This is a genomic window from Nocardiopsis ganjiahuensis DSM 45031 (assembly GCF_000341085.1).
Lineage (GTDB): Bacteria > Actinomycetota > Actinomycetes > Streptosporangiales > Streptosporangiaceae > Nocardiopsis > Nocardiopsis ganjiahuensis.
On the sequence record NZ_ANBA01000007.1, the window covers coordinates 187,042 to 208,050 of the forward strand.

Consider the following 21,009-nt stretch of genomic DNA (forward strand, 5'->3'; position numbering starts at 1 on the left):
AGACACATGGGGCGGTGCGTCGCCGTGGGACGGGTCGGCCGCCCGGAGAGGGATGCGTATGCGTTCACGGCGGTGGTCGGTCACGGCCGCGGGGCTGGGGTTGGTGCTCGTCGCTTCGGCCTGCGGTGACGGCGGCGGTGACGACGGGGCCGGCGGGCAGGTCGAGGTGTTCTCGTGGTGGACCGGCGGCGGCGAGGAGGCCGGGCTGGACGCGCTGATCGAGCGGTTCGAGCAGGAGAACGAAGGGGTCGAGTTCGTCAACGCCGCGGTCGCCGGCGGTTCGGGCACCAACGCCCAGGCGGTGCTGGAGGGGCGGCTGCAGAGCCAGGACCCGCCGGACTCCTTCCAGGGGCACGCGGGCGCGGAGCTGCAGGACTACATCGAGGCGGGCTACATCCAGCCGCTGGACGACTTCTTCGACGAGCAGGGGCTGCACGACGCCTACCCCGACCAGCTGGTCGAGCAGATCTCCTACGACGGCAGCGTCTACTCGGTCCCGGTCAACATCCACCGCTCCAACGTGATGTGGTTCAATCCCGCCCTGCTGGAGGAGGCCGGGGTGGACGGGCCGCCGGAGACCCTGGACGAGTTCGTCGAGGCGCTGGAGGCGGTCGAGGCCGAGACCGACGCGATCCCGGTGGCGGTGGGCGCCCAGTGGACCGTCGACCACCTGCTGGAGTCGGTGCTGTTGGGCTCGTTGGGCGCCGACGCCTACAACGCCCTGTGGGAGCCGGGCGCGAACTGGGACACCCCGGAGATGGCCGAGGCCCTGGAGACCTTCGAGACGATCATGGCCTTCACCCAGGAGGAGTCGGCGGCCGAGGACTGGCAGGAGGCCGCGCGCCGGGTCTCCGACGGCGAGGCGGCCTTCAACATCATGGGTGACTGGGCGGCCGGTTACTTCGACGAGCTGGGAGCGCTCCCCGGCGAGGACTACGACTGGGCGGCCTCGCCCGGCACGGACGGCACGTACATGTGGCTGTCGGACAGCTTCACCCTGCCGGAGGGGGCTCCGAACGAGGAGCAGGCGCTCTCCTGGCTCGAGCTGGTCGCCAGTCAGGAGGGCCAGGACCTGTTCAACCCGGTCAAGGGTTCCATCCCGGCGCGTGAGGACGCCGATCCGGCCGAGTACGCGGACAGTCCCTACCTGGAGTCCGCGCTGGCCGAGTGGCAGGCCGGCCCGCAGCTGGCGGGTTCCTTCTGGCACGGGGTGACCGTGGGCAACCGGTGGAAGAACGACATCGACACCGCGGTCGGCCTCTACCTCCAGAACGGGGACCTGGACGTGCTCAACGAGGCCCTGCACGAGGCCGCGCAGACAGAATGACCGAATCCAGCGCAACCGGGGCCGCCGCGCGCGGCGGCCCCGGCCACACGAAACGTTCCGCTCCGGCACGCCCGCGTGCGGGCCGCCCCGTCCGGCAGGGGCGGCTGCGGCGCGCGGTGACCAGGTCCCGCACGTGGTTGCCGGGTCTGCTGCTGGTCTCCCCGTCGATCCTGCTCATCGGGGTGTTCGTCTACGGCATGATCGGCTGGAACACCCGGCTGGCGCTGAGCGACAAGCACGCCCCGATCCAGGACGGCTCGTTCGTGGGGCTGACCAACTTCGTCCAGCTGTGGCAGGAGGCCCGGTGGCCCGCCGCGGTGGGCAACGCCGTGGTGTTCACCGTGGTGTTCGTCGGCGGTGCCCTGTTCCTGGGCTGGCTCCTGGGCCTGCTGCTGGACAAGGGCATCCGGGGCGAGGCGGTCTTCCGCACCCTCTTCCTGGCGCCGATGGCGGTCTCGTTCATCGCCACCGGGGTGGTGTGGCGGTGGCTGATGAACCCGGCCCCCGCCGAACGCGCCACCGGGCTCAACGCCCTGTTCGTGCACCTGAACATGGACTTCCTGGTCAACGACTGGTGGACCGCGCCCGACCTCGGGATGGCGGCGATGGCGCTGCCCGCGGTCTGGCAGCTGGCCGGGTACATCATGGCGCTGTTCCTGGCCGGTTTCCGGGGAGTGCCCGAGGAACTGCGCGAGGCGGCCCGGGTGGACGGCTGCTCGGAGTGGGGCGTGTACTGGCGGGTGGTCATGCCGCAGCTGCGCCCGGTCGTGCTGAGCGCGGTCATCATCCTGGGCCACATGTCGTTGAAGGTCTTCGACCTGATCATCGCGGTGGCGGGGCAGCAGATCGTGGCCGACGTCCCGGCGGTGTACATGTGGGCCATGGTCTTCGAGGTCCGCGACCCGGCGAAGGGGGCCACGATCGCGTCGTACCTGCTGTTCACGGTGGCGGTGTTCGTCATCCCCTACCTGGTGTGGACCGTGCGCAAGGAACGGAGCGAGGGCCGATGACCCAGAGCGCACCCGAGCGGGTGATCGCACCGGGCGGTGGCGGGACCGGGACCACACGGCGCGGCCAGGCGGTCAAGTTCACCGTGCTGTTCGTGTTGGCGGCCTTCTTCCTGCTGCCGATGTACGTGCTGGCGGTGACCGGGTTCAAGCCCTTCGAGGAGGCCACCGCGGCCCAGGCATGGCAGCTGCCGCGCAACTGGAGCCTGGAGGGGTGGTCGACGGCCTGGTCCTCGTTGGCTCCGGGGCTGTGGAACAGCGTGCTGATGGCGGTGCCGAGCGCCGTCATCTCGGCCGTGCTCGGGTCGATGAACGGCTACGTGCTGGCGCGTTGGCGGTTCCCGGGGGCGGACACCGTGTTCACGCTGTTCCTGTTCGGAATGTTCATCCCCTACCAGGCGGTGATGATCCCGCTCCAGCAGCTGCTGGTGAGCGCCGGCCTGATGGGCGGGCTGTTCCCGCTGATCCTGGCGCACACGGTGTACGGCATCCCGATCTGCACGCTCATCTTCCGCAACTACTACGCGAGCATTCCGCAGACCCTCATCGAGGCGGCGCGGGTGGACGGCGCCGGGCTGCTGCGCACCTACGCCTACGTGGTGCTGCCGGTGTCGGCTCCGGCGTTCGCGGTGACACTCATCTGGCAGTTCACCTCCGCGTGGAACGACTTCCTGTTCGCGGTCTTCCTGACCGGCCCCAACAGCTGGCCGGTGACGGTGCAGCTGAACAACGTGGCCGGTTCGATGGTGGTGCCCTACAACCAGCAGATGGCCGCGGCGGTGCTGGCCTCGCTGCCGACCCTGGTCATCTACCTGGTGTTGGGGCGGTACTTCATGCGGGGTCTGATGGCGGGCGCGCTGAAGGGCTGATCCGGGGTGCGGCCGCCGGGGCGGGTTCCCCGGCGGCCGCACCCGTCCGGGGTTCCCCGGGTCCCCTTCGGCGTCCTCCGGACTTCCCCTCGGCGGCGCCCCCGGCCCCTCCTCAGCCCCGGGCGGCGGAGTAGACGCTCAGATGGGTGTGGGCCAGGGAGAACAGCGGGGTGGGCACCCCGAGCTCGCGGCCCCGGGCGACCAGGTCGCCGACGATGTGGTCGCCCTCCACCGGGTTGCCGTGGGTCAGGTCCCAGTACATGGACGTGGAGGTCTCGCGTTCGGTGTCGGAGATGACCTTGTCGGCGAACCCTCTGATCCTGTCGCTGGGCGGGAAGCCGGCGGCGGTGGCCACGGCGATGGCCTCGGCGAACATCCCGCCGCTGAACTCGGAGCCGCCCGGGGCCCGGTTGACCCGGCCGATGGGGGCGCGCATGAGGCAGGTGACGGCGCCCAGGCTGGCCAGGAAGACCCACTTGTCCCACATCTCCTGGCGGATCTCCTTGGTGGGGCGGGCGGTGAACCCGGCCTCCTCCAGGGCCGCGTGGACACGGTCCAGGCCGGCCACGGGGGTGTCGGAGAGCGGGCCGTAGACGAGTTCGCCCATCTTGCCGACCTCGATGATCCCGCCGTCCTCGTCCAGGCGGGTCATCACCATGCACACCCCGCCGTAGACGCGGTCCTCGCCGAAGCGCTCCACCAGGACGTCCAGGTGGCCCATGCCGTTGAGGAAGGGCACCACCACGGTGCGCGGCCCCACCGCCGGGGCGAGGTCCTCGACGGCGCCGTCGAGCCCGTAGGACTTGACGGAGAGGATGACCAGGTCGTAGTCGGGGGTGAGCTGGTCCTTGGTGAGTGCGCGGACGGGGATGTTCTCGCTGCGGCCGTCGACGGAGCGGATGTTCAGGCCGTGCTCGTTGAGGAGCTCGGCGCGCGCGGGCCGGACTAGGAAGTCGACGTCGCGTCCGGCCTGGGCGAGCCGCCCGCCGAAGTATCCGCCGACCGCTCCAGCACCCACGACAAGGATCTTCATGTCTCTCCTGCGTTCGCCCAGCCCGATGAATCAGGCAAAACGTATGACGATGGGACGCGCGGTGGCAAGTGGGGTTCCGCCGGCCTGTGGACAACCCGGGCCCGGTGCTCGGGCCCGGCGCTCCGGCCCGTCCTCGGCCCCCGGTGGCCGGGGTCGGCTCCCGGGGGCGGGGACACCGGGTCCGGACGGTTCCGGGGAGCGGGAAGGTCGTTCACGAGCGGCAGTATGTTCGGCATGGACAGCTTTCAGACCTACCGTGATCACGCTCGCGGCAACGGCGTCCCCGAGGAGGCCGTCGACCTGGCGCTCCGGTTGGCCCGCCCGCAGATCGAACTGAGCTCGTCGGCTGAGGGCGGCGGTGTCCTCGCCGGGCGGTACGGCGGGCTCCCGAGCCTTCCCGCGGACATCGCGCGCAAGGACCACACCGACTTCATCGCGTCGGTCGACTGCGCGGCACTGCCGCCGGACGCACTCGACCTGCCGCTGCCACGCGACGGGCAGCTGCTCTTCTTCGCCACCAGGACCGACGCCGACGGGGCGGTGCCGGCGGACCGGGCGGGCAGCGTGGTCCACGTTCCGGCCGGAGCGGCCACGACCGAACGGGAGCCCGAAGAGGAGGGCGCCCCCAGCACGGAGCCCCGCCCCCTCTACGCCCGGGCGGTCTGGAGCCTGCCGATGAGCGGCGACGACGCCGTCCTCGCGGACGAGGAGGCACGGCGGCTCTACAAGGAGTACGAACTCGAGCACCTGGACAGGAGACGTCCCGTCTGGGAGGTCGACCTGCTCCTGGGCGGCTACTCCTGCTCGCCGCACGACCCGGTGCCCATGGGATCCTCCGGGGACGACGGGAAGGGCGGCTGGGTCCTCCTGGCCCAGGGGCAGTTCCCCGTCCACGAGGACCCGGACTTCACCGCGTGCCCGTTCTGGATCATCCGGTACGACGACCTGCGGGCCGTGGACTTCGGGGCCGCGGTCCTGGAGATGCCGACCTACCACTGAGCTGTTCCCCGGGTGCCGTTCGGATGACTGTAGCGGCTCGACCCGGGTAACCAACCAGGTATGAGACTCGGTGAACGGATCCGTGAGATCGAAGAGGACGACAGGTTGGACCCGGCGGCCTCCCGTATGAGGGCGCTCGCCGAACGGCTGCCCGCGGGGCCGGTGCGGGACATCCTGCACGGTGTGCAGCTGGGCCACCCGCTGCACCCGATCATGGTGCATCTTCCCCTGGGCTCGTGGCTCGCGGCCGTCCTGCTCGACACCCTGCCGGGGGATCACCGCCGCAGCGCCCGGGCGCTGGTCAACGTCGGGCTGCTCGCCTCCCTGCCCGCCGCCGTGAGCGGTCTGGCCGACTGGTCGAGCCAGCACGAACGACAGCAGCGCGTCGGTGTCGCGCACGCGGTGGCCAACGGAACGGGTGCCCTGCTGTTCGGCGCGTCCTCCGCGGCGAGGGCTTTCGGGCGCCAGGGCTGGGGACGGACCCTCGCTCTGGCCGGGATGGGAGCCGTCGGTCTCGGTGGTGCCCTCGGCGGCCACATCGCCTACTACCGGGCCGGAGGCGCCAACAGCGCCGACTACCTGCTCGACCGGGTGCCCGAGGGGTGGCACGACCTCGGCCGGCTGGAGGACTTCCCCGAGGGGGACCTCGGATCCGCCCACATCGAGGGTGTCCCCGTCGTGGTGACCCGCACGGGCGGTTCGGTGGCCGTGTTCCTGGACGTGTGCCCGCACATGGGCGCTCCACTGACCGACGGAGAGCTGGTCGACGGGTGCGTGCGCTGCCCGTGGCACGGGAGCGAGTTCCGGGCGGACGGCGGAACCGTCGCCCACGGCCCGGCGACCGCCTCTCTGGAGAGTCTGGACACCTCCGTCGTGGAGGGGCGGCTGAAGGCCCGTCTGCCCCAGCCGGACGCGGAGTCCGGCACCGGCACGTGACCCGTCCGGACCACCGGTACGGCGGACGCTCGGCAGGGGACTGAGAGGCCTCGGGCCCCCGGCCCCTCGCCCGGGCGTGGCAGAAGCAGGAACCACGCACCGGGCCGGCCTCCCGGCACGCGCGCTCCCCGGTCGGACGCTGCCCACGGGCCCGGGAGGCGCATCCCGGGCCCGGGCGCCGGACGAGAGCTTCCCCGGCGAGTGCGTCACCCCGTCCACCCGGTGGGCTTGCCGGTGCGATCCCCGGGGGCGCAGGATGGTTGCCGTGTGCGCGGCCTGGCTCCCGACGGGCCGCACGAACGGAAGAGAAACAGGTGCCATGAGCGTTCTGACGACCTCCAGCCGTGTGGACGACATCCTCCGGCGGAGCGCGGCCCGTACCCCCGCGAACACCGCGCTGGTCTTCGGCGGCCGCGAGTGGACCTACGCTGGCCTGGACGACGCGGTCACCCGGGCCGCCGCGCGGCTGCTGGGCCTGGGCGCGGTCAAGGGCGACCGGATCGCGGCCTACGGGAAGAACTCCGACGCCTACCTGATCGGCTACCTGGCCTGCGCGCGGGCCGGTCTGGTGCACGTTCCCGTCAACTTCGCGCTCCAGGGCGAGGAGCTCGCCTACCTGCTGGAGCAGTCCGGCAGCACCGTGGTCCTGGCCGACCCCGCGCTGCGTTCGGCGGTGGACGCCCTGCGCACCGAGACGGGCGTGGAGCAGGTCGTGGAGCTGCGCGACAGCGCCGGGTCGCTGCTGGCCGAGGCCTGCGAGGGGCCGGTCCCGGAACTGGACGTGGAGGTGGCCGACACCGACCTGGTCCAGCTGCTCTACACCTCCGGCACCACCTCCCGCCCCAAGGGCGCGATGATGACCCACCGGGCGCTGGTGCACGAGTACCTGTCCTGCCTGGTGGGGCTGGACCTGGACGCCGGGGACAACCCGCTGCACGCGATGCCGCTCTACCACAGCGCCCAGATGCACGTGTTCCTCATGCCGTGGCTGGCGGTGGGCGCCCGCAACACCCTGGTGGAGGCGCCCGACCCCGCCGACCTGTTGAACCGGATCGAGGCCGACGGGCACGGCGCGTTCTTCGCGGCCCCGACGCTGTGGGTGGCGCTGGCCAACCGCCCCGAGTTCGCCGAACGGGACCTGTCCAGCCTGCGCAAGGCCTACTACGGTGCCTCGATCATGCCCGGCCCGGTCCTGGACAAGCTCCGCTCCGCCCTGCCCGAACTGGGCCTGTACAACTGCTTCGGCCAGAGCGAGGTCGGTCCGCTGGCCACCGTGCTTCGCCCCGAGGAGCACGCGGACCGGCCCGCCTCGGCCGGCCGCTCGGCGCTGTTCGTGGAACTGCGGGTGGTGGACGACAAGGGCGAGGAGGTCCCGCCGGGCGAGCTCGGCGAGGTGGTCTACCGCTCACCCCAGCTGTGCCTGGGCTACTGGGACAAACCCGAGGAGACCGAGGAGGCCTTCCGCGGCGGCTGGTTCCACTCCGGTGACCTGGTGCGCGCCGACGCCGAGGGGTACATCGAGGTGGTCGACCGGATCAAGGACGTCATCAACACCGGCGGGGTGCTGGTGGCCTCCCGGGAGATCGAGGACGTGCTGTTCGCGCACCCGGACGTGGCCGAGGCCGCGGTGGTCGGGGTGGCCGACGAGAAGTGGATCGAGGCGGTGACGGCCTACGTGGTGCCCGCCCCCGGCACGGACACCGAAGCCCTGCCGGACCTCCTGGTCGCCCACGTCCGCGAACACCTCGCGCCGTTCAAGGTCCCCAAGTCGGTGCGGGTGGTCACCGCACTGCCCCGCAACGCCTCCGGGAAGATCCTCAAACGCGAGCTCCGCGACAGCACCGCCTGATCCGCGGCCGCTCGAGGCGCCCGGCCCGGGCCCCTCAGCCCTGGCCCGAACCGTTCGGGGCGGCCTCGACGTCGGCGCCGTAACGGCGGGCCAGGGCGTGGAAACCCTCCTTGGGCTCCCAGTGGCCGTCGTCGGGGGACAGGCCCGACTCCAGCGTGGGCGGGCGCACGATCCCGAATCCGGCCATGTCGCAGTCGCGGGCGGGGTCGGCGGAGGGGCGGCAGTCCCCCTCGACGAACATGCACAGGAACGCCCCGTGCACGTCCTCGGTCTCGTACACGTCGATCAGCCTCTCGATGGTGTCGGCCTGCACGCTCTCGTCGCGGACCAGGCCGCCGCGCACCCGGCGGTCGTCCAGGTCGCGCCAGTCCAGCGGGTCGGCGCCCGAACCGCCCTTGGTCTGGGCGCCCTGGTAGGAGCAGCAGCCGAACTCGGTGACCACGACCGGTTTTCCCCACCGGCGGCTCAGGGACCTCAGCCCCTGCCGGTAGGAGCCCTGGGTGAGTTCGTCCAGGTAGTAGTCCACCCCGACGAGGTCGAAGGGGGTCCAGTCCACGCTCTCCCAGGTGCCCGAGCCGTAGGTGAGCGGGCCGGAGAAGCGTTCCCGGGCCGTGGCGGCCAGGCGGCGGAGCAGGGTGTTGAGTCGCCGGTTGTAGTAGGAGGGGAACGCCCCGAACACGGACAGGGCGCGCGCTCGGCGGTCCATGTTCCGCCCGGGGAGGATGCCGCGGTTGAGCACGGTCAGCTCGCAGCCCACGTTGAGCACGATCCGGCCGGGGCGGTCGGCGGCCAGTTCCTCGGCCAGTTCGGCGGCGCGGCCCACGTGTTCGACGAGTTCGGTGTGTCCGGCGTCCAGGGAGCGGGGCTGCAGCCACACGTCCAGGCCCTGGTCGAGGGCGAAGCGGGCTGCCTGTCCCATCCGGTCCAGGTCGGGGCCGAACAGTGAGACGGCGGTGCAGTGCAGGTCCTCGTGGATGACGCGCATCTCCTCGCGGACCGCGTCCGGGTTCCAGCGTTCGCGTGAGTGCTGGCCGGGCACGTAGCTGGTGCCGAGGTCGTACATGATCCCGCGGACGGGGATCCTCCTGCGCGGCAGCGCGTTGCCTTCCGCGGGCGTCCGCACGAGTCCGGGGCGGGCGACGACCAGGAAGCGGATCACCAGGTAGACGGCCAGGCCGGCGCCCATGTTCATGCCCAGGTTCCAGAGCGGGGCGCTCGTGGTGAAGGTGAAGTCGGCGTGGCTCAGGACGAGGGCGGTCCCGGTCAGGGCCGTGCGCGTTCCCAGCCCGGCCCAGATCCCGCCGGTCGTCATCCGCAGCACTCCGAAGAAGACGCCCGCCAGCGCGAGGTCGAACAGCGCCCCGGCGTGGCCCAGTACCAGGGAGACGGCTCCGGCGAAGAGAAGGGCCTGGACCAGGACCGTGCTCAGCTGCGAGAGGTGGGAGCCCAGCAGGTGTTGGACGTACCCGCGGAAGACCAGTTCCTCGGGCAGGATCTGCGCGGTCAGCACCAGGGGGAGCAGGAGCAGGGCGGCCGGGACCGGGGCGGCGGAACCGAGGGAGGCGTTGCCGGTGAGCAGGGCGCCGGCCACGATCAGAGCGGTCGCGACCCCGCAGGTCAGGGCGCCGGCGATCAGCAGGGTCCAGGGACGTCCGCAGGTGGCCGGGCCGAGCTCCGGCAGGGTGGCGCCTCCGGTGCGGCACAGCAGCCGGGCCAGGGGCAGGAGGACCAGGAGGAAGGCGGCCGACTGCACCGCCAGTCCCAAGGGCTGGGAGGGGTCGGCGCCCAGGGCGCGGGCCAGGGCCTGCGCGGCCGCGGTGACCAGGGTGAACGCGAGCACCAGCAACCCGGCCCGGGCCAGGTGGCCGCGCAGCCGAGTCGGTTCGGGTTGCGACATGGGTCTCCTCAATAACTCCGTACACTGTTCGATTAAGGTAGAACGGTGTACGGAGTTTTGGCAAGGGGACGGGGAACAAGGGGCGAGGAGGAGCCGGATGGGCGTCACGCGCAAGAGCGTCGAGACCACCCTCGGCCTGCTGTGGTCCGGCCTGGGGCAGCCCCGGCGCGGCCCCCGGCAGCAGCTCACCGTGGAGCGCTTGGTCGAGGCCGCGACGGGTGTCGCCGAGGAGGAGGGGGTCGAGGCGCTGTCCATGCGCAAGGTCGCCGCCCGCCTGGGGGTCGGCGCCGCCACCCTGTACACCTACGTGCCCGACAAGGCCGCCCTGCTGGCCCTTGTGGTCGACGACATGACCGGCCAGGCGCCCCTGCCGCACACCCGGCCCGGGAACTGGCGGGAGAAGGTCGAGGCCTGGGCCCGCGAGGACCTGGCCTCCTTCCGGGAGCACCCCTGGCTCGTCGAGATCACCGGGGGCCCGTTCGTCGGACCCAACGGTTTCGCGTGGATGGACTCGGCCCTGCGCGTCTTCGACGGCACCGGCCTGAGCGCCGATGAGGCCTTCGCCGTGGTGGAGGCCGTAGACGGCCTGGTCCAGGGGCACGTCGCCAAGGTGGTCGCGGCCGACCGGGTCGACCGCTGGACCGATCCCGAGGGGCGGTCGTTCGCCAACGTGCAGGAGAGCTACCTGGCCACCCGCGCGATCGAGCCGGACCGCTTCCCCGCCATCGAGCGCCTGGAGTCGCCCCCCGGACCGGTCCAGGTCTTCGAGCAGGCCCTGGCCTGGCTCCTGGACGGGGTCGAGCGCAGGATCACCGAGGCCCGGACCGCCCGGGACTGACGGTGCCTCGACCCATCCGGTCGACCAGCTCCCCGGCCGCCTTCCGGAGCGGGCTGCCGCGCAGCCACACCAGCTGCACCGGCATGGCCAGGCCGTTCACGAGGTTCTCGAACTCCATCACGCGCACCGCCCCCGCTGCGGCCCGGCCCCGCACGACGGGCAGGGGAAGGTTGGCCCAACCGATCCCGCGCTCCACCAGGCCGAGCGCGGTCTCCACGGAGTTCACGCGCCAGTAGGCGTCCGAGACCACGAGCCGCCGCTCCGTCAACCGGTGTTCCAGGCTGGACACCACGATCTGGCGGGCCCCGGCGAGGTCCTCCAGGCGGCGCAGGCCGGCGGGGATCCCGAAGGTCTCCACGGAGGCGGACGCCACCGCCACGAACGTCTCCTCCGCCACGTTGAGGAACACCTCCTCCCGGTCGTTGCGGGTGCGGGCGAACATCAGCGCCAGGTCCACGGCCCCCGAGTGCAGCCGCTCCCGGACGTCGTCCTGCGGGGCGTCGGCGATCTCTACGGAGAGCAGGGGGTGGCGCGCCGCGACCTCCGCCACCGCGTCCAGGAGGGGCCGGTGGTCGACCCCCGCCGACACCCCGACCGTGAGCGTGCTCTCCAGGTCGTCGGAGAGCTCGACCGCGTGGGCCTGGAGCAGGCGCAGCCTGCTCGCGACCAGCCGGGCGTGCGGCACGAGGGCCTGCGCCCGCGCCGTGGGGACGGGTTCGCGCCTGGAGCGGTCGAACAGCGGGTAGCCGAGTTCGGCCTCGATGTTGGCGATGCCCATGCTCACCGCCGAGGGGACCCGGTTCAGCGCGCGTGCGGCGGCCGAGAAGGAACCGTGGTCGACCACGGCGAGGAAGAGGTCGATGTTGTCGCTGGACAGGCCCACGTTCTATCAACCGATCTGAAAGAAGCTGACTTTTTTCATCACCGTAGCTGACGTTAGCGTCGGAACCGTTGCATCCGGAAGATCCCGAGAAGAGTGCGAAGTGCAAGGTCTGAAGCGCAAGCTGGTGTACGTGGGCGGCTACGAGGTCATCGGCTTCGCCGTGGGCACCGCCGTCATGACGGCCCTGACAGGAAGCGGCCCGGGGACGACGGCCCCGCTCGCGATCATGATCGCCACGGTGGCGTCGCTGTGGAACGTGGCCTTCAACTACCTGTTCGAGGCGTGGGAGCGCCGACAGGTCAGCCGCGAGCGCACGGTGGGGCGCAGAATCCTGCACGCGGTCGCGTTCCAGCTGACGCTGGTGTGCTACCTGATCCCGCTGATCGCCTGGTGGCTGGACATCAGCCTGGTCCAGGCGTTCCTGCTGGACCTGGTGTTCATCGTCTACATCCCGTTCTACACGTTCGGCTACAACTGGGCCTTCGACAAGGTCTTCGGGTTGCCGTCCTCCGCGATCGCGGAGCCGGTTCCGGGGGCCGACGGCGAGGTGGGGGCCGGAGCTTCCGCTTCCACCGGGGAGCCCGCGCCCGCGGCCGAACGCCCCTGAGGGGCGGGGCGGGCGGTCTCCGACCCACCCCCGCGGGGGCCCAGCGCGGGTGGGGGCGGCCCATCGTCCCCGGCCCGGGGCGCGGCGTTCGAACTGGTCAACCGGGCTGTGAAATGGTCTCGTCCGCCAGCCGCCACATCTCGTAGTTCCCGCATTCCGCCGTGATCTCGGCCGTCGCCCGAGCCGCGGCGAAGAAGTCGTCGGCCAGCGGCGAGGCGCGCGACGCCGCCATCGCGAGGTAGACCTGGTCGGGCGCCAGATCCGTGACGGGCACGTAGCTGATGTCCGGACGTGAGTAGAACACGGTCTCCGAGCGCCCCACGAACGAGATGCCGCGGCCGGCCGCGACGTGCTCGAGCTTCTCCTCCACCCCGCGCACCCGGAGTCCGGAGTCGGGGTGCGGGCGGCTGGTGGGCTGCGTGCTCGCGTCGGCGTGCCAGACCAGCGGCTCACCGGCCAGGTCGGCCTCGGTGACCTCCTCCTTGTGGGCCAACGGGTGGTCGGTGGGCAGCACCACCATGAGGGGCTCGGTGTAGAGCGGCGTCAGCCGCAGGCCGGTCCCGTCGATGGGCAGCCGCACGTAGCCGACGTCGACGCGGCCGTCGAGCAGCATCGGGGCCTGGTCGTCCCATTCCATCCGCTGTACGTCCACGACCACGTCCGGGTGCTGTGCCTCGAACGCCCGCGTCGCCGGGATGACCGGGATCCCGGACCGGAAGCCGACCACCAGCCGTCGGCTGCCGAAGGCCGCCACGGCCACCCGGCGGCGGACCGCGTGTGCGGAGGCGAGCAGCGGACCGGCGTCCTCCAGCAGCTGCCGGCCCGCGTCGGTCAGCGCCACGCCGTGGCTGTCCCTGGTGAACAGCGCGGCGCCGAGATCCTTTTCGAGTGCGCGGATCTGACGACTGAGCACGGGCTGTGCGATGTGCAGCTCCTCGGCGGCACGGCCGAAGTGCAGCCTGTCGGCGACGGTGGCGAAGTAGCGCAGTTTGCGCAGGTCCAGATCCATGGGGCCTCCCGGTCCGGCAATGCCCTCAAGGTATCACCACGGCTGAAAAGGGTCTTGGACACCAGCTCGCAGCAATGACATTGTTCATGGAGGGCAAGCAATTTCGTTTCAGGAATTCTGCATCCGGATTTGATCGCCATATCCATCAATTCAACGGAGTGATCATGGGAAAGCTCGATGGCAAAGTGGCGGTGATCACCGGTGGATCCACCGGCATGGCACTGGCCGGCGCCAAACTGTTCGTCGAGGAAGGAGCGCACGTCTTCATCCAGGCCCGGCGACAGGAAGTGCTGGACGACGCCGTCGAGCTGATCGGTCGCAACGTCACCGCCGTCCAGGGTGACGCGGCGGAACTGCACGACCTGGACCGCTTGTACGACACCGTCAAGCGGGACAAGGGCTCGATCGACGTGCTGTGGGCCAGCGCCGGGACGGGCGAACCCGCAGTCCTCGGCGAGATCACCGAGGAACAGTTCCACCGCGCCTTTTCGCTCAACGCGCGAGGCACCCTGTTCACCGTGCAGAAGGCACTGCCGCTGATCAACGACAACGGGTCCATCTTCATGACCGGATCCAACGCCTCGCTCGGTGCCTTTCCCGGCTGGAGCCTCTACGCGGGAAGCAAGGCCGTCCAGCAGGCCTGGGCCCGCGTCTGGCTCAACGAACTGCGCGACCGCGGGATCCGGGTCAACGTCCTGACCCCCGGCCAGGTCGCCACCGCCAAACAGGAGGAACTGTTCGACGAGGCGACCATGGCCGCGTTCGAGTCCCTCATCCCCCGCGGAAAGATGGGCCGCCCCGAGGAGATCGCCTCCGTCGCCCTGTTCCTCGCCTCCGACGACTCCAGCTACGTCAACGGCATGGAACTGGTCACCGACGGCGGTGCCACCGCCATCTGAACCACACCAGAAATGCCGGGGCCGACGCCCTGCGCCCGCCCCGGCACGAACGACACAGAGCGACGCCTCAAGAACCGGAAGAGAGCACACCTCATGAGCAGCATCACCCTCATCGGCACGGGGAACATGGCCCGTACCATCGGCACGCTCGCGGTGGCGGGCGGCAACACCGTCGAAGTCATGGGACGTGACCGCTCCAAGGCCGATGACCTGGCCAAGGCCCTGGGAGGCGGCGCGTCGACGGGCGACTGGGGCGCCGTTCCGGTCGGGAGCATCGTCGTCACGGCCCTGCTCTACGACGGTGTCGTCCCGGTCGTCACCGAGTACGGAGACGCCCTCGCGGGGAAGGTCGTCGTCGACATCAGCAACCCCTTCAACGCCGCGTTCGACGGGCTGGCCCACAGCGGGCAGACCTCGATCGCGCAGGAAGCCGCCAAGGTGGCTCCGGCCGGCGCCAGCGTGGTGAAGGCGTTCAACACCATCTTCCGTGACGTCCTGGAGAAGGGGCGGCCCGACGTCTTCGTCGCCGGTGACGATGCGCAGGCCAAGGCGAGCGTGGCGGCGTTCATCGAGAGCCTCGGGCTGCGCCCGCTGGACGTCGGTGGCCTGAGGATGGCGCACTGGCTGGAAGGAATGGGGGTGGTCACCGTGGGCCTCGCCGGCAACGGGGTCGGCCACGGGAACTTCGCCCTCGGAGCCGACGAACTCACCGGCTGACCCCCGGCGCCGAACAGTCGGCGAACAGGGGGCCGTGCACCCTGGAAATGGTTGATTCGTCATCGACTCGCTGAAGACGGCCATGCGAATCGACCCCGGACCGGGCGCGTCCGCCGACTCGCTCGCGGACACGTCGCAGAGGTACGCCGAGCGCGGTGTTGGTGAGGAATTCTTCGATTTCTCCGCGGCATTCACCCACTTTGACCAGATGCTCGTATCCGCCATTCAGGTGATCGCACGCAACGTCCGGTCGTGGCCGCCGCAGAAACCACGGTATCTGCTGCCGAAAAACGCATCGCCCCGCGCGGTAAAAGATCCGAACTGACAGTTCCCGGAAACAGAACGAGCACGCCAGGAATCGATCCCCGTCCATCGCGCCGTACGACGGCGTCGACAGCGGGACCGTCGACGACGACGGGCCGGGCACGCCGTTCGATCCGTACCAGAGAAAGAGAGCACTCACCATGAGCAGCATCAGTTTCATCGGCCTGGGGACCATGGCCCGCGCCCTGGCCGCACGCGCGGTCGCGGGCGGCAACACCGTCGAGCTCATCGGCCGCGACCCGGTCGCGGCCAAGGGCCTGGCCGCCGAGCTCGGCGGTGGGGCCACCGCCGGGAGCTTCGGCGCCGCCCCGGCCGGCGACATCGTCGTCCTCGCCGTGCCGTACGCCGCTGCGGTGCCGGTCGTCGCCCAGTACGGCGAAGCGCTGGCCGGCAAGACCATCATCGACATCTCCAACACCTTCGACGCCGACGCCACGGGGCTCGTCGTCCCTGACGGCACTTCCGGTGCGCGGGAGATCGCCGAGGCGGCCCCGGCGAGCGCGCACGTCGTGAAGGCGTTCAACACCGTCTTCGGCCATGTCCTGGCCCAGGGGCGTCCGTTGGACGTGTTCTTCGCCGGAGACGACCCGCGGGCCAAGGCCGACGTGTCGGCGTTCATCGTGAGCCTCGGACTGCGTCCGCTCGACGTCGGCGGCCTGGAGATGGCCCGCTGGCTGGAAGGGGTCGGACCGCTGCTGATGGGCCTGGCCCGCCACGGCGCGGGGACCTTCGACGTCGCCCTCGGCGCCGACTTCCCCGGCTGACCGCGTCCCGCACCACCATCTCGTCCGCCGCACCACTCACAAGGAGAAGTAGCTTGCGCGTCTTCGTCACTGGCGGGACCGGCCATTCCGGTTCGTACATCATTCCCGAGCTCGTCACCGCCGGGCACGAGGTCACCGGCCTGGCCCGGTCGGACACGGCCGCGGCGGCGCTGTCCGCGCTGGGCGCGAAGGTGCGCCGCGGTGACCTCCGGGACCTCGACGGGCTCAAGGAGGCGGCCGCTGACTCCGAGGGCGTCATCCACGTCGCGCACAGGCAAGACCTGCTTCCGTCCGGCGGGATCGACGCCGTGGCCGCAGCGGAGCTCCCGGTCGTGCTCGCGTACGGCGAGGCACTGGCGGGAACCGGAAAGCCCCTGGTCGCGGCGGGGAGCATTGGATCGCCCGGGAACGGGGGGAGTCTGGGCCGGCCGGTCACCGAGGAGGACCCTGCCCTTCCCACCGGCGATGAGCACAAGGGCACCCTGCGGGCGCGCAACGTTGTGGAGACCGCTGTAGTCGGCCTCGCCGAACGGGGAGTACGGTCTTCGGTCGTGCGGATCGCCAACATCGCGCACAGCACGACCGATCGTGCCGGCTTCATCGTGCAGCTGGCCGCGCTCGCGAAGGAGAAGGGTTTCGTCGGCTACCCCGGAGACGGCGCGAACCTGTGGAACGCGGTGCACGTCCGCGATGTCGCATCCTTGTTCCGCTTGGCGTTGGAGAAGGGAGCGGCCGGCAGGTACTGGCACGCGGTCGGGGACGGGGGCATCCCGTTCCGCGAGATCGCCGAGGCCCTCGGGGGCCGTCTGGGCCTGCCCGTCGTGAGCATTCCCGCGGACGAGCTGATGGTGCCGGGATACTTCGGGTTCCTCGCGAACATAGTTACGCAGAGCTATCCGGCGTCCAACCTCATCACGCGCCGGACCCTCGGTTGGGAACCCGCTCAGCCCGGCCTGCTCGCCGATCTGGACAACGGTCATTACTTCCCCTCCGGATGACGGCGGGGACCCCGGACCACAACGTGTACGGCGTGGTGGACACGGGACCGATGGCCGGTAGCCGGCAGCAGGCGATGGTCACGCCGGGTACCCCTACAGGCGGTGAAGTCGGCCTGGGAGACTCGGAGTTCCGAACCCGGCGCCGTCGCCTCAGGGCGTGCGGCGGCCGATCCGGCGCAGCCGGGCCGACCGGTGCTGGAGCAGCACGTCCGGGTTGAGCAGGTACGCCAGACCGGTGCGTTCCAGGCGGGTGACCAGGTCACCGTGGCCGGTGCCCAGGGCCCGGGCGGCGAGGTCGGTGCGCCACCCGGACTCGTCGAGCACACGCAGCAGGTGGCCCCGGCGGATCTGCGCGGGGGACAGGCGGAAGCTGCTCAGGTAGGCGGCGGCGGCCGCGTCCATGTGCGCGCGCAGGTCGGCCAGGCCCAGCCGGCCCTCCCTGAACCTGGCCAGCTCCACCAGGGAGGGCAGGGTCGCCGGGTCGTGCAGACCGATGGTGGGGACCGCCGGGGAGAGGGTGCGCAGGCCCGTGCCGGCGGCGTCTAAGACCGGGTTGAGGTGCACCAGCGTGGTGGCGCGGTCCGGGTCCAGCCGCTGCCGCCACAGGAGCAGGGTGTCGGCGAGCAGCGCGGGTTCGGAGTCGTGTCCGTCGGAGACCACCACCACCCGCTCCGGTACGCCCCCCAGCGCGTCCAGGACCGCCTCGGCCAGATGGGTGGGGCCCAGCGGGTGCACGGTCAGGTGGTCGGTGCGCCCGGACAGCCAGTGGGTGGCGGCACCGGGCGAGAGTACCGAGACCAGGTGGTGGCAGGCCAGGGCGACGGCCAGCGGCCGGTTGCGTCGGGCGGGTGAGCCGACAGAGGATTGACGTCCTCTCCGTCGTGAACGACAGGGATTGCGACCCGCCCTCGCGGGCGGGTCGGTGCTCGCGCCTCACAGCGCGCGCTGGTTCCTGTTTCACCAGGTCCTGCCAGCCTCAAGCGGCTGGTCTTACGGTCCCTCCGCAGGCGTTTTGTCTGTCGGCCCGTCCGGCCGCCAGGACGATACGGGCCGCGTTCACGTCCCGATCATGAAGGGTCTGACACGCCTTGCAGGACCACTGACGCACCTGCAACGGCTTGGGACCGTCCACGGCCCAGCACTGCGAGCAGGTCTGCGAGGAGGCCAGGAACCGGTCGACCTTGGCGAAGTAGCGCCCGTACCGGGTGGCTTTGTACTGGAGCATGTGCACGAACGCCGACCATCCGGCGTCGTGCACACTCTTGGCCAGCTTCGTGCGGCCCAGGCCCTTCACACACAGGTCCTCCACATACACCGCTTGGTTCTCACGGATGAAGCGGGTGGACAGCTGGTGGTGGAAGTCCTTACGGGCATCGGCCACTCGCACATGAGCACGGGCCACCCTGCGGCGGGCCTTGGCCCTGTTGGCCGAGCCCTTGGCTTTGCGGGACAGGGCGCGCTGGGCCTTCTTCAGCCTGCGTTCAACACGGTGCAAAAATCGCGGGTTGGCCACCTTCGTTCCGTCAGAAAGCACCGCGAAGTGCGACAATCCGAGGTCGATCCCGACCTCCGGCGTGGTCTCAGGCAGCACCTCACCCGTGCCGGTCTCGACCACGAACGAGGCGAAGTACCGATCGGCGGCGTCCCTGATCACGGTGACCGAGGCCGGAGCCGAGGGCAGGTCCCGTGACCAGATGACCTTGACGTCACCGATCTTGGGCAGGGACAGCTTCCCGGCCCGGGTAATCTTCCAACGGGCGTTGGCGGTGAAGCGCGCCGACTGGCGTTGGTCACGCCGCGACTTGAACCGCGGCGCCCCCACCTTCGCGCCCTTGCGCTTGCCGGTCTTGGAATCCTCGTGGGCTTTCCATGCCTGGTCCAGGTCGCGCAAGGTCTGCTGGAGCGGGACCGCTGAGACCTGTGAAAGCCATTCCCGTTCCGGGGTCTGCTTGGCCTGGGCGATCAGCTCCCGTGACAGGTCGGCGTTCTTGGGCACCCGCTGATAGGGACCCTCCGCCACACGCTTTATGGGGTTGCCGAGCAGCTTGTTCGACGCCTTCACGGGATTCTGGCGTGCCAGAGCATCGTTCCACACCACCCGCACGCACCCGAACAGGCGGGCCAGCGCGGCGCGCTGGTCCCCGTCCGGGTAGAGGCGGTAGGTGTATCGAAGCTGCATGCCCTGAATCCTCGCACCCGCCTAAGACAAACCAGGATTACCCGCCCTGCCAGGCGGGTGCTGGTCCGGATCCGGTGCACCACCGGTCTGAAGGCCGGAGCACTCCCGGACAAGACGGGTAGCGGTGGCGGCGCCGTGCGGCGGGGGAGGAGAAAAGGAAGCGGCCGACGTCCTCGGGCAGGCGCAGCCGGGCGTGGCGGGCGGCGTCGCGCAGCCCCCTGCGGTACTTGACCGCGTCCAGGGTCAGGTCGGGGCGCCGGGCCAGCCACTCGCGGATGGTGGCCCGGGTGCGCCGGTTGTTGACCCGGTCGGCGGCCAGCCGGCGGAAGAGCCGGTAGACGCGCTGGGGCGGGGTGCGGGCGAGGCGGCGGCGGATGAGGGCGTTCTCGCGGGCCCGTTCGTGGGCGGGGGCGTCGGGGCGGGGATCGGCGAGCAGGGTGTACACGATGCGCAGCGCGTTGTGGTCGTTGACGTGCAGGGCCAGGGTCGCCGCGTACAGGTCCGGGAGGCAGTGGTGGACGTACTCGTGCAGGAAGTCCAGGGACAGGCGCTGGTGGTCGGCCCCGGAGTGGAACTCGCGCTGCCCGGTGGCGGAGATCGCCGCGCCGGCGAACAGCAGGAGGTCCTCGCAGGCCAGCAGGTCGGTGTAGGTGTCACTCATCGGTTCCGCCGGGGTGGTCGGGGGCCGGCCGGGGAGCGGCGGCGCGAACAGCGTGAAGGGTGCTTGCAGAGGCAGTTCTCGGAAGTCGCGGTCAAGTCCCACGGCCGACCTGAGCCGACGCTAGCAAACCGGGCGTGCGGGGGCGAGGCGGTTTCGGCCCGGGCCCGGGCGCACCGGTCCTTGTCAGCCGGTTCCGGTGGGCCACGGGCTCCGGTCGGACCGGTCCCCGGTCAACCGGTCAGGGTGAGTTCGAAGGAGTAGCGCGAGGCGCGGTAGACGTGCGAGCCCACCTCCACCACGCGGCCGACGTCGTCGTAGACGACACGGTCCATGGTGAGGAGGGGCGCGCCCCGGGGCTCGTCCAGGGCGCGGGCCTCAGCGGCGGTGGCGTTGCGGGCGCCGATGCTCTGCGAGGCGATCTTGAGGGTCACGCCCGCCCCGCGCAGCAGCTGGTAGAGGCCGCTGGCGGAGAGTCGTTCCTCGTCCAGGTCGACCAGCCCCAGCGGCACGTGGTTGCGCATCAGGGCGAGGGGTTCGTCCCGGGCCAGGCGCAGCCGTTCGATCACGTACACCTCGGTACCGGGGGACAGCTCCATCCGGGCGGCCACGGGGTCCGGGGCGGCCGCCACGGCCAGGCTCAGGACCCGGGTGCGCGGCTGTTCGCCGACCCGGTCGAGGTCGTCGTAGAGGCTGGACAGCTCCACCGGGCGGCGCACCCGCGGGCGCACCACCTGGGTGCCCACGCCGCGCTTGCGCACCAGCATGCCCCGGTCCACCAGGTACTCGATGGCCTGGCGCAGCGTGGGGCGCGACAACCCGAGCCGGCCGGCCAGGACCACCTCGTTCTCCAGCCGGGTGCCCGCGGGGATCTCGCCGGTCATGATCCGCCGCTCCAGCTCCTGGGCGACCTGGAAGTAGAGCGGCACCGGGCTGGTGCGGTCCAGCGGGATCGACAGCGGGGTCTGTGGCACGGGCTGTGTCACGGTCACGTCCTTCGGGTCCTGGATGTCGGGGCTCCCCGAAGGCAAGTGTAGCTACAACAAGGTTGCCCGGATATCAGAATGTCCGGACAAAGTAACGCTCGGTGCGCGCCACCCGGCTGCCGGAACCCGGGCGACTCCGCCCGGCAGCCGGGACTCCGCCGACCCCACGCGGCTGCCGGGACGCACCTGCGGCCGCCGGGCGGACGCGGGCACCCCCGCCGGGGTGCCCG

The 21,009-nt window shown here is 71.0% G+C and carries 21 protein-coding genes; 13 read left to right on the forward strand and 8 right to left on the reverse strand.

Translation table 11 applies throughout. The features are described 5' to 3' along the window. The first annotated feature begins 58 nt into the window (after window positions 1-58). From D458_RS0107555 to D458_RS0107565, 3 genes are read left to right on the forward strand one after another with little or no spacing between them, the layout of a single operon-like run. Window positions 59-1,327, forward strand: coding sequence for an ABC transporter substrate-binding protein (locus D458_RS0107555; protein ID WP_017586125.1), 1,269 nt, complete (start codon window positions 59-61; stop codon window positions 1,325-1,327). After that, on the forward strand, window positions 1,324-2,337 hold the full coding sequence (locus D458_RS0107560; RefSeq protein ID WP_026119087.1) for a carbohydrate ABC transporter permease: 1,014 nt from the start codon (window positions 1,324-1,326) through the stop codon (window positions 2,335-2,337). The genes D458_RS0107555 and D458_RS0107560 overlap by 4 nt, the downstream gene beginning before the upstream one ends. Then, on the forward strand, window positions 2,334-3,203 hold the full coding sequence (locus tag D458_RS0107565; RefSeq protein ID WP_017586127.1) for a carbohydrate ABC transporter permease: 870 nt from the start codon (window positions 2,334-2,336) through the stop codon (window positions 3,201-3,203). The genes D458_RS0107560 and D458_RS0107565 overlap by 4 nt, the downstream gene beginning before the upstream one ends. 112 nt (window positions 3,204-3,315) lie before the next feature. Here the strand turns inward: D458_RS0107565 and D458_RS0107570 are convergent, their stop codons facing one another. Next, the gene (locus tag D458_RS0107570) at window positions 3,316-4,236 is read right to left on the reverse strand and encodes a ketopantoate reductase family protein (protein ID WP_017586128.1); all 921 of its coding nucleotides are present in this window, start codon (window positions 4,234-4,236) and stop codon (window positions 3,316-3,318) included. A 234-nt stretch (window positions 4,237-4,470) separates the two neighbouring features. Here D458_RS0107570 and D458_RS0107575 point away from each other — a divergent pair, with 234 nt between their 5' ends. The 3 genes from D458_RS0107575 to D458_RS0107585 all read left to right on the forward strand — a co-directional run bounded on the left by D458_RS0107575 (window position 4,471) and on the right by D458_RS0107585 (window position 8,020). Further along, window positions 4,471-5,235: a DUF1963 domain-containing protein gene (locus D458_RS0107575; RefSeq protein WP_338036974.1), complete on the forward strand. Its 765-nt coding sequence runs from the start codon at window positions 4,471-4,473 to the stop codon at window positions 5,233-5,235. 60 nt (window positions 5,236-5,295) lie between these two features. Beyond that, complete coding sequence (locus tag D458_RS0107580; protein WP_017586130.1) at window positions 5,296-6,171, forward strand: Rieske (2Fe-2S) protein; 876 nt, start codon at window positions 5,296-5,298, stop codon at window positions 6,169-6,171. Window positions 6,172-6,490: 319 nt separating this feature from the next. Then, window positions 6,491-8,020: a fatty acyl-CoA synthetase gene (locus D458_RS0107585; protein ID WP_017586131.1), complete on the forward strand. Its 1,530-nt coding sequence runs from the start codon at window positions 6,491-6,493 to the stop codon at window positions 8,018-8,020. A gap of 34 nt (window positions 8,021-8,054) precedes the next feature. Here the strand turns inward: D458_RS0107585 and D458_RS35340 are convergent, their stop codons facing one another. Beyond that, a complete protein-coding gene (locus D458_RS35340) occupies window positions 8,055-9,917 on the reverse strand; it encodes a CPBP family glutamic-type intramembrane protease (RefSeq protein ID WP_017586132.1) in 1,863 nt (620 codons plus the stop codon). Window positions 9,918-10,014: 97 nt separating this feature from the next. Here D458_RS35340 and D458_RS0107595 point away from each other — a divergent pair, with 97 nt between their 5' ends. Next, complete coding sequence (locus D458_RS0107595) at window positions 10,015-10,755, forward strand: TetR/AcrR family transcriptional regulator (RefSeq protein WP_017586133.1); 741 nt, start codon at window positions 10,015-10,017, stop codon at window positions 10,753-10,755. Here D458_RS0107595 and D458_RS0107600 read toward each other — a convergent pair. Beyond that, on the reverse strand, window positions 10,727-11,638 hold the full coding sequence (locus tag D458_RS0107600; protein WP_017586134.1) for a LysR family transcriptional regulator: 912 nt from the start codon (window positions 11,636-11,638) through the stop codon (window positions 10,727-10,729). The two genes, D458_RS0107595 and D458_RS0107600, sit on opposite strands and share 29 nt — an antisense overlap. A gap of 100 nt (window positions 11,639-11,738) precedes the next feature. Here D458_RS0107600 and D458_RS0107605 point away from each other — a divergent pair, with 100 nt between their 5' ends. Further along, window positions 11,739-12,245 carry a PACE efflux transporter gene (locus D458_RS0107605; protein ID WP_017586135.1) on the forward strand — a complete coding sequence of 169 codons (507 nt, stop codon included), beginning with the start codon at window positions 11,739-11,741 and terminating at the stop codon, window positions 12,243-12,245. Window positions 12,246-12,342: 97 nt separating this feature from the next. Here D458_RS0107605 and D458_RS0107610 read toward each other — a convergent pair whose 3' ends face one another. Continuing rightward, a complete protein-coding gene (locus D458_RS0107610; protein ID WP_017586136.1) occupies window positions 12,343-13,254 on the reverse strand; it encodes a LysR family transcriptional regulator in 912 nt (303 codons plus the stop codon). 164 nt (window positions 13,255-13,418) lie between these two features. On the opposite strand from D458_RS0107610, the gene D458_RS0107615 reads away from it, so the two are divergent. The 5 genes from D458_RS0107615 to D458_RS0107630 all read left to right on the forward strand — a co-directional run bounded on the left by D458_RS0107615 (window position 13,419) and on the right by D458_RS0107630 (window position 16,956). Then, window positions 13,419-14,153: an SDR family NAD(P)-dependent oxidoreductase gene (locus tag D458_RS0107615; protein ID WP_026119089.1), complete on the forward strand. Its 735-nt coding sequence runs from the start codon at window positions 13,419-13,421 to the stop codon at window positions 14,151-14,153. 93 nt (window positions 14,154-14,246) lie between these two features. After that, the gene (locus D458_RS0107620) at window positions 14,247-14,870 is read left to right on the forward strand and encodes an NADPH-dependent F420 reductase (protein ID WP_017586138.1); all 624 of its coding nucleotides are present in this window, start codon (window positions 14,247-14,249) and stop codon (window positions 14,868-14,870) included. 82 nt (window positions 14,871-14,952) lie between these two features. Continuing rightward, entirely contained in the window at window positions 14,953-15,195 is a 243-nt protein-coding gene (locus D458_RS36265; RefSeq protein WP_152521074.1) for a hypothetical protein, read from the forward strand. Window positions 15,196-15,334: 139 nt separating this feature from the next. Then, complete coding sequence (locus D458_RS0107625) at window positions 15,335-15,958, forward strand: NADPH-dependent F420 reductase (protein ID WP_017586139.1); 624 nt, start codon at window positions 15,335-15,337, stop codon at window positions 15,956-15,958. A gap of 53 nt (window positions 15,959-16,011) precedes the next feature. Beyond that, complete coding sequence (locus D458_RS0107630; protein ID WP_017586140.1) at window positions 16,012-16,956, forward strand: SDR family oxidoreductase; 945 nt, start codon at window positions 16,012-16,014, stop codon at window positions 16,954-16,956. A 150-nt stretch (window positions 16,957-17,106) separates the two neighbouring features. On the opposite strand, the gene D458_RS37405 is transcribed toward D458_RS0107630, so the two are convergent. The 4 genes from D458_RS37405 to D458_RS0107650 form a co-directional block, all read right to left on the reverse strand. After that, window positions 17,107-17,691, reverse strand: a complete 585-nt coding sequence (locus D458_RS37405; RefSeq protein ID WP_026119090.1) for a hypothetical protein — start codon at window positions 17,689-17,691, stop codon at window positions 17,107-17,109. Between the two features lie 241 nt (window positions 17,692-17,932). Then, on the reverse strand, window positions 17,933-19,135 hold the full coding sequence (locus tag D458_RS0107640; protein ID WP_017586141.1) for an RNA-guided endonuclease InsQ/TnpB family protein: 1,203 nt from the start codon (window positions 19,133-19,135) through the stop codon (window positions 17,933-17,935). 37 nt (window positions 19,136-19,172) lie between these two features. Beyond that, window positions 19,173-19,796 carry a hypothetical protein gene (locus tag D458_RS0107645; RefSeq protein ID WP_026119091.1) on the reverse strand — a complete coding sequence of 208 codons (624 nt, stop codon included), beginning with the start codon at window positions 19,794-19,796 and terminating at the stop codon, window positions 19,173-19,175. A 230-nt stretch (window positions 19,797-20,026) separates the two neighbouring features. Next, complete coding sequence (locus D458_RS0107650) at window positions 20,027-20,767, reverse strand: GntR family transcriptional regulator (protein ID WP_026119092.1); 741 nt, start codon at window positions 20,765-20,767, stop codon at window positions 20,027-20,029. Between the last annotated feature and the right edge of the window lie 242 nt (window positions 20,768-21,009).

Bases quoted from the DNA above. Each gene is read 5' to 3' on its own strand.
- D458_RS0107620 (WP_017586138.1), top strand. From the start codon at position 14,247: ATGAGCAGCATCACCCTCATCGGCACGGGGAACATGGCCCGTACCATC.
- D458_RS0107640 (WP_017586141.1), bottom strand. From the start codon at position 19,135: ATGCAGCTTCGATACACCTACCGCCTCTACCCGGACGGGGACCAGCGC.
- D458_RS0107645 (WP_026119091.1), bottom strand. From the start codon at position 19,796: ATGAGTGACACCTACACCGACCTGCTGGCCTGCGAGGACCTCCTGCTG.
- D458_RS35340 (WP_017586132.1), bottom strand. From the start codon at position 9,917: ATGTCGCAACCCGAACCGACTCGGCTGCGCGGCCACCTGGCCCGGGCC.
- D458_RS0107570 (WP_017586128.1), bottom strand. From the start codon at position 4,236: ATGAAGATCCTTGTCGTGGGTGCTGGAGCGGTCGGCGGATACTTCGGC.
- D458_RS0107615 (WP_026119089.1), top strand. From the start codon at position 13,419: ATGGGAAAGCTCGATGGCAAAGTGGCGGTGATCACCGGTGGATCCACC.
- D458_RS0107595 (WP_017586133.1), top strand. From the start codon at position 10,015: ATGGGCGTCACGCGCAAGAGCGTCGAGACCACCCTCGGCCTGCTGTGG.
- D458_RS0107585 (WP_017586131.1), top strand. From the start codon at position 6,491: ATGAGCGTTCTGACGACCTCCAGCCGTGTGGACGACATCCTCCGGCGG.
- D458_RS0107625 (WP_017586139.1), top strand. From the start codon at position 15,335: ATGAGCAGCATCAGTTTCATCGGCCTGGGGACCATGGCCCGCGCCCTG.
- D458_RS0107610 (WP_017586136.1), bottom strand. From the start codon at position 13,254: ATGGATCTGGACCTGCGCAAACTGCGCTACTTCGCCACCGTCGCCGAC.
- D458_RS0107565 (WP_017586127.1), top strand. From the start codon at position 2,334: ATGACCCAGAGCGCACCCGAGCGGGTGATCGCACCGGGCGGTGGCGGG.
- D458_RS0107580 (WP_017586130.1), top strand. From the start codon at position 5,296: ATGAGACTCGGTGAACGGATCCGTGAGATCGAAGAGGACGACAGGTTG.
- D458_RS0107560 (WP_026119087.1), top strand. From the start codon at position 1,324: ATGACCGAATCCAGCGCAACCGGGGCCGCCGCGCGCGGCGGCCCCGGC.
- D458_RS0107555 (WP_017586125.1), top strand. From the start codon at position 59: ATGCGTTCACGGCGGTGGTCGGTCACGGCCGCGGGGCTGGGGTTGGTG.
- D458_RS36265 (WP_152521074.1), top strand. From the start codon at position 14,953: ATGCGAATCGACCCCGGACCGGGCGCGTCCGCCGACTCGCTCGCGGAC.
- D458_RS0107575 (WP_338036974.1), top strand. From the start codon at position 4,471: ATGGACAGCTTTCAGACCTACCGTGATCACGCTCGCGGCAACGGCGTC.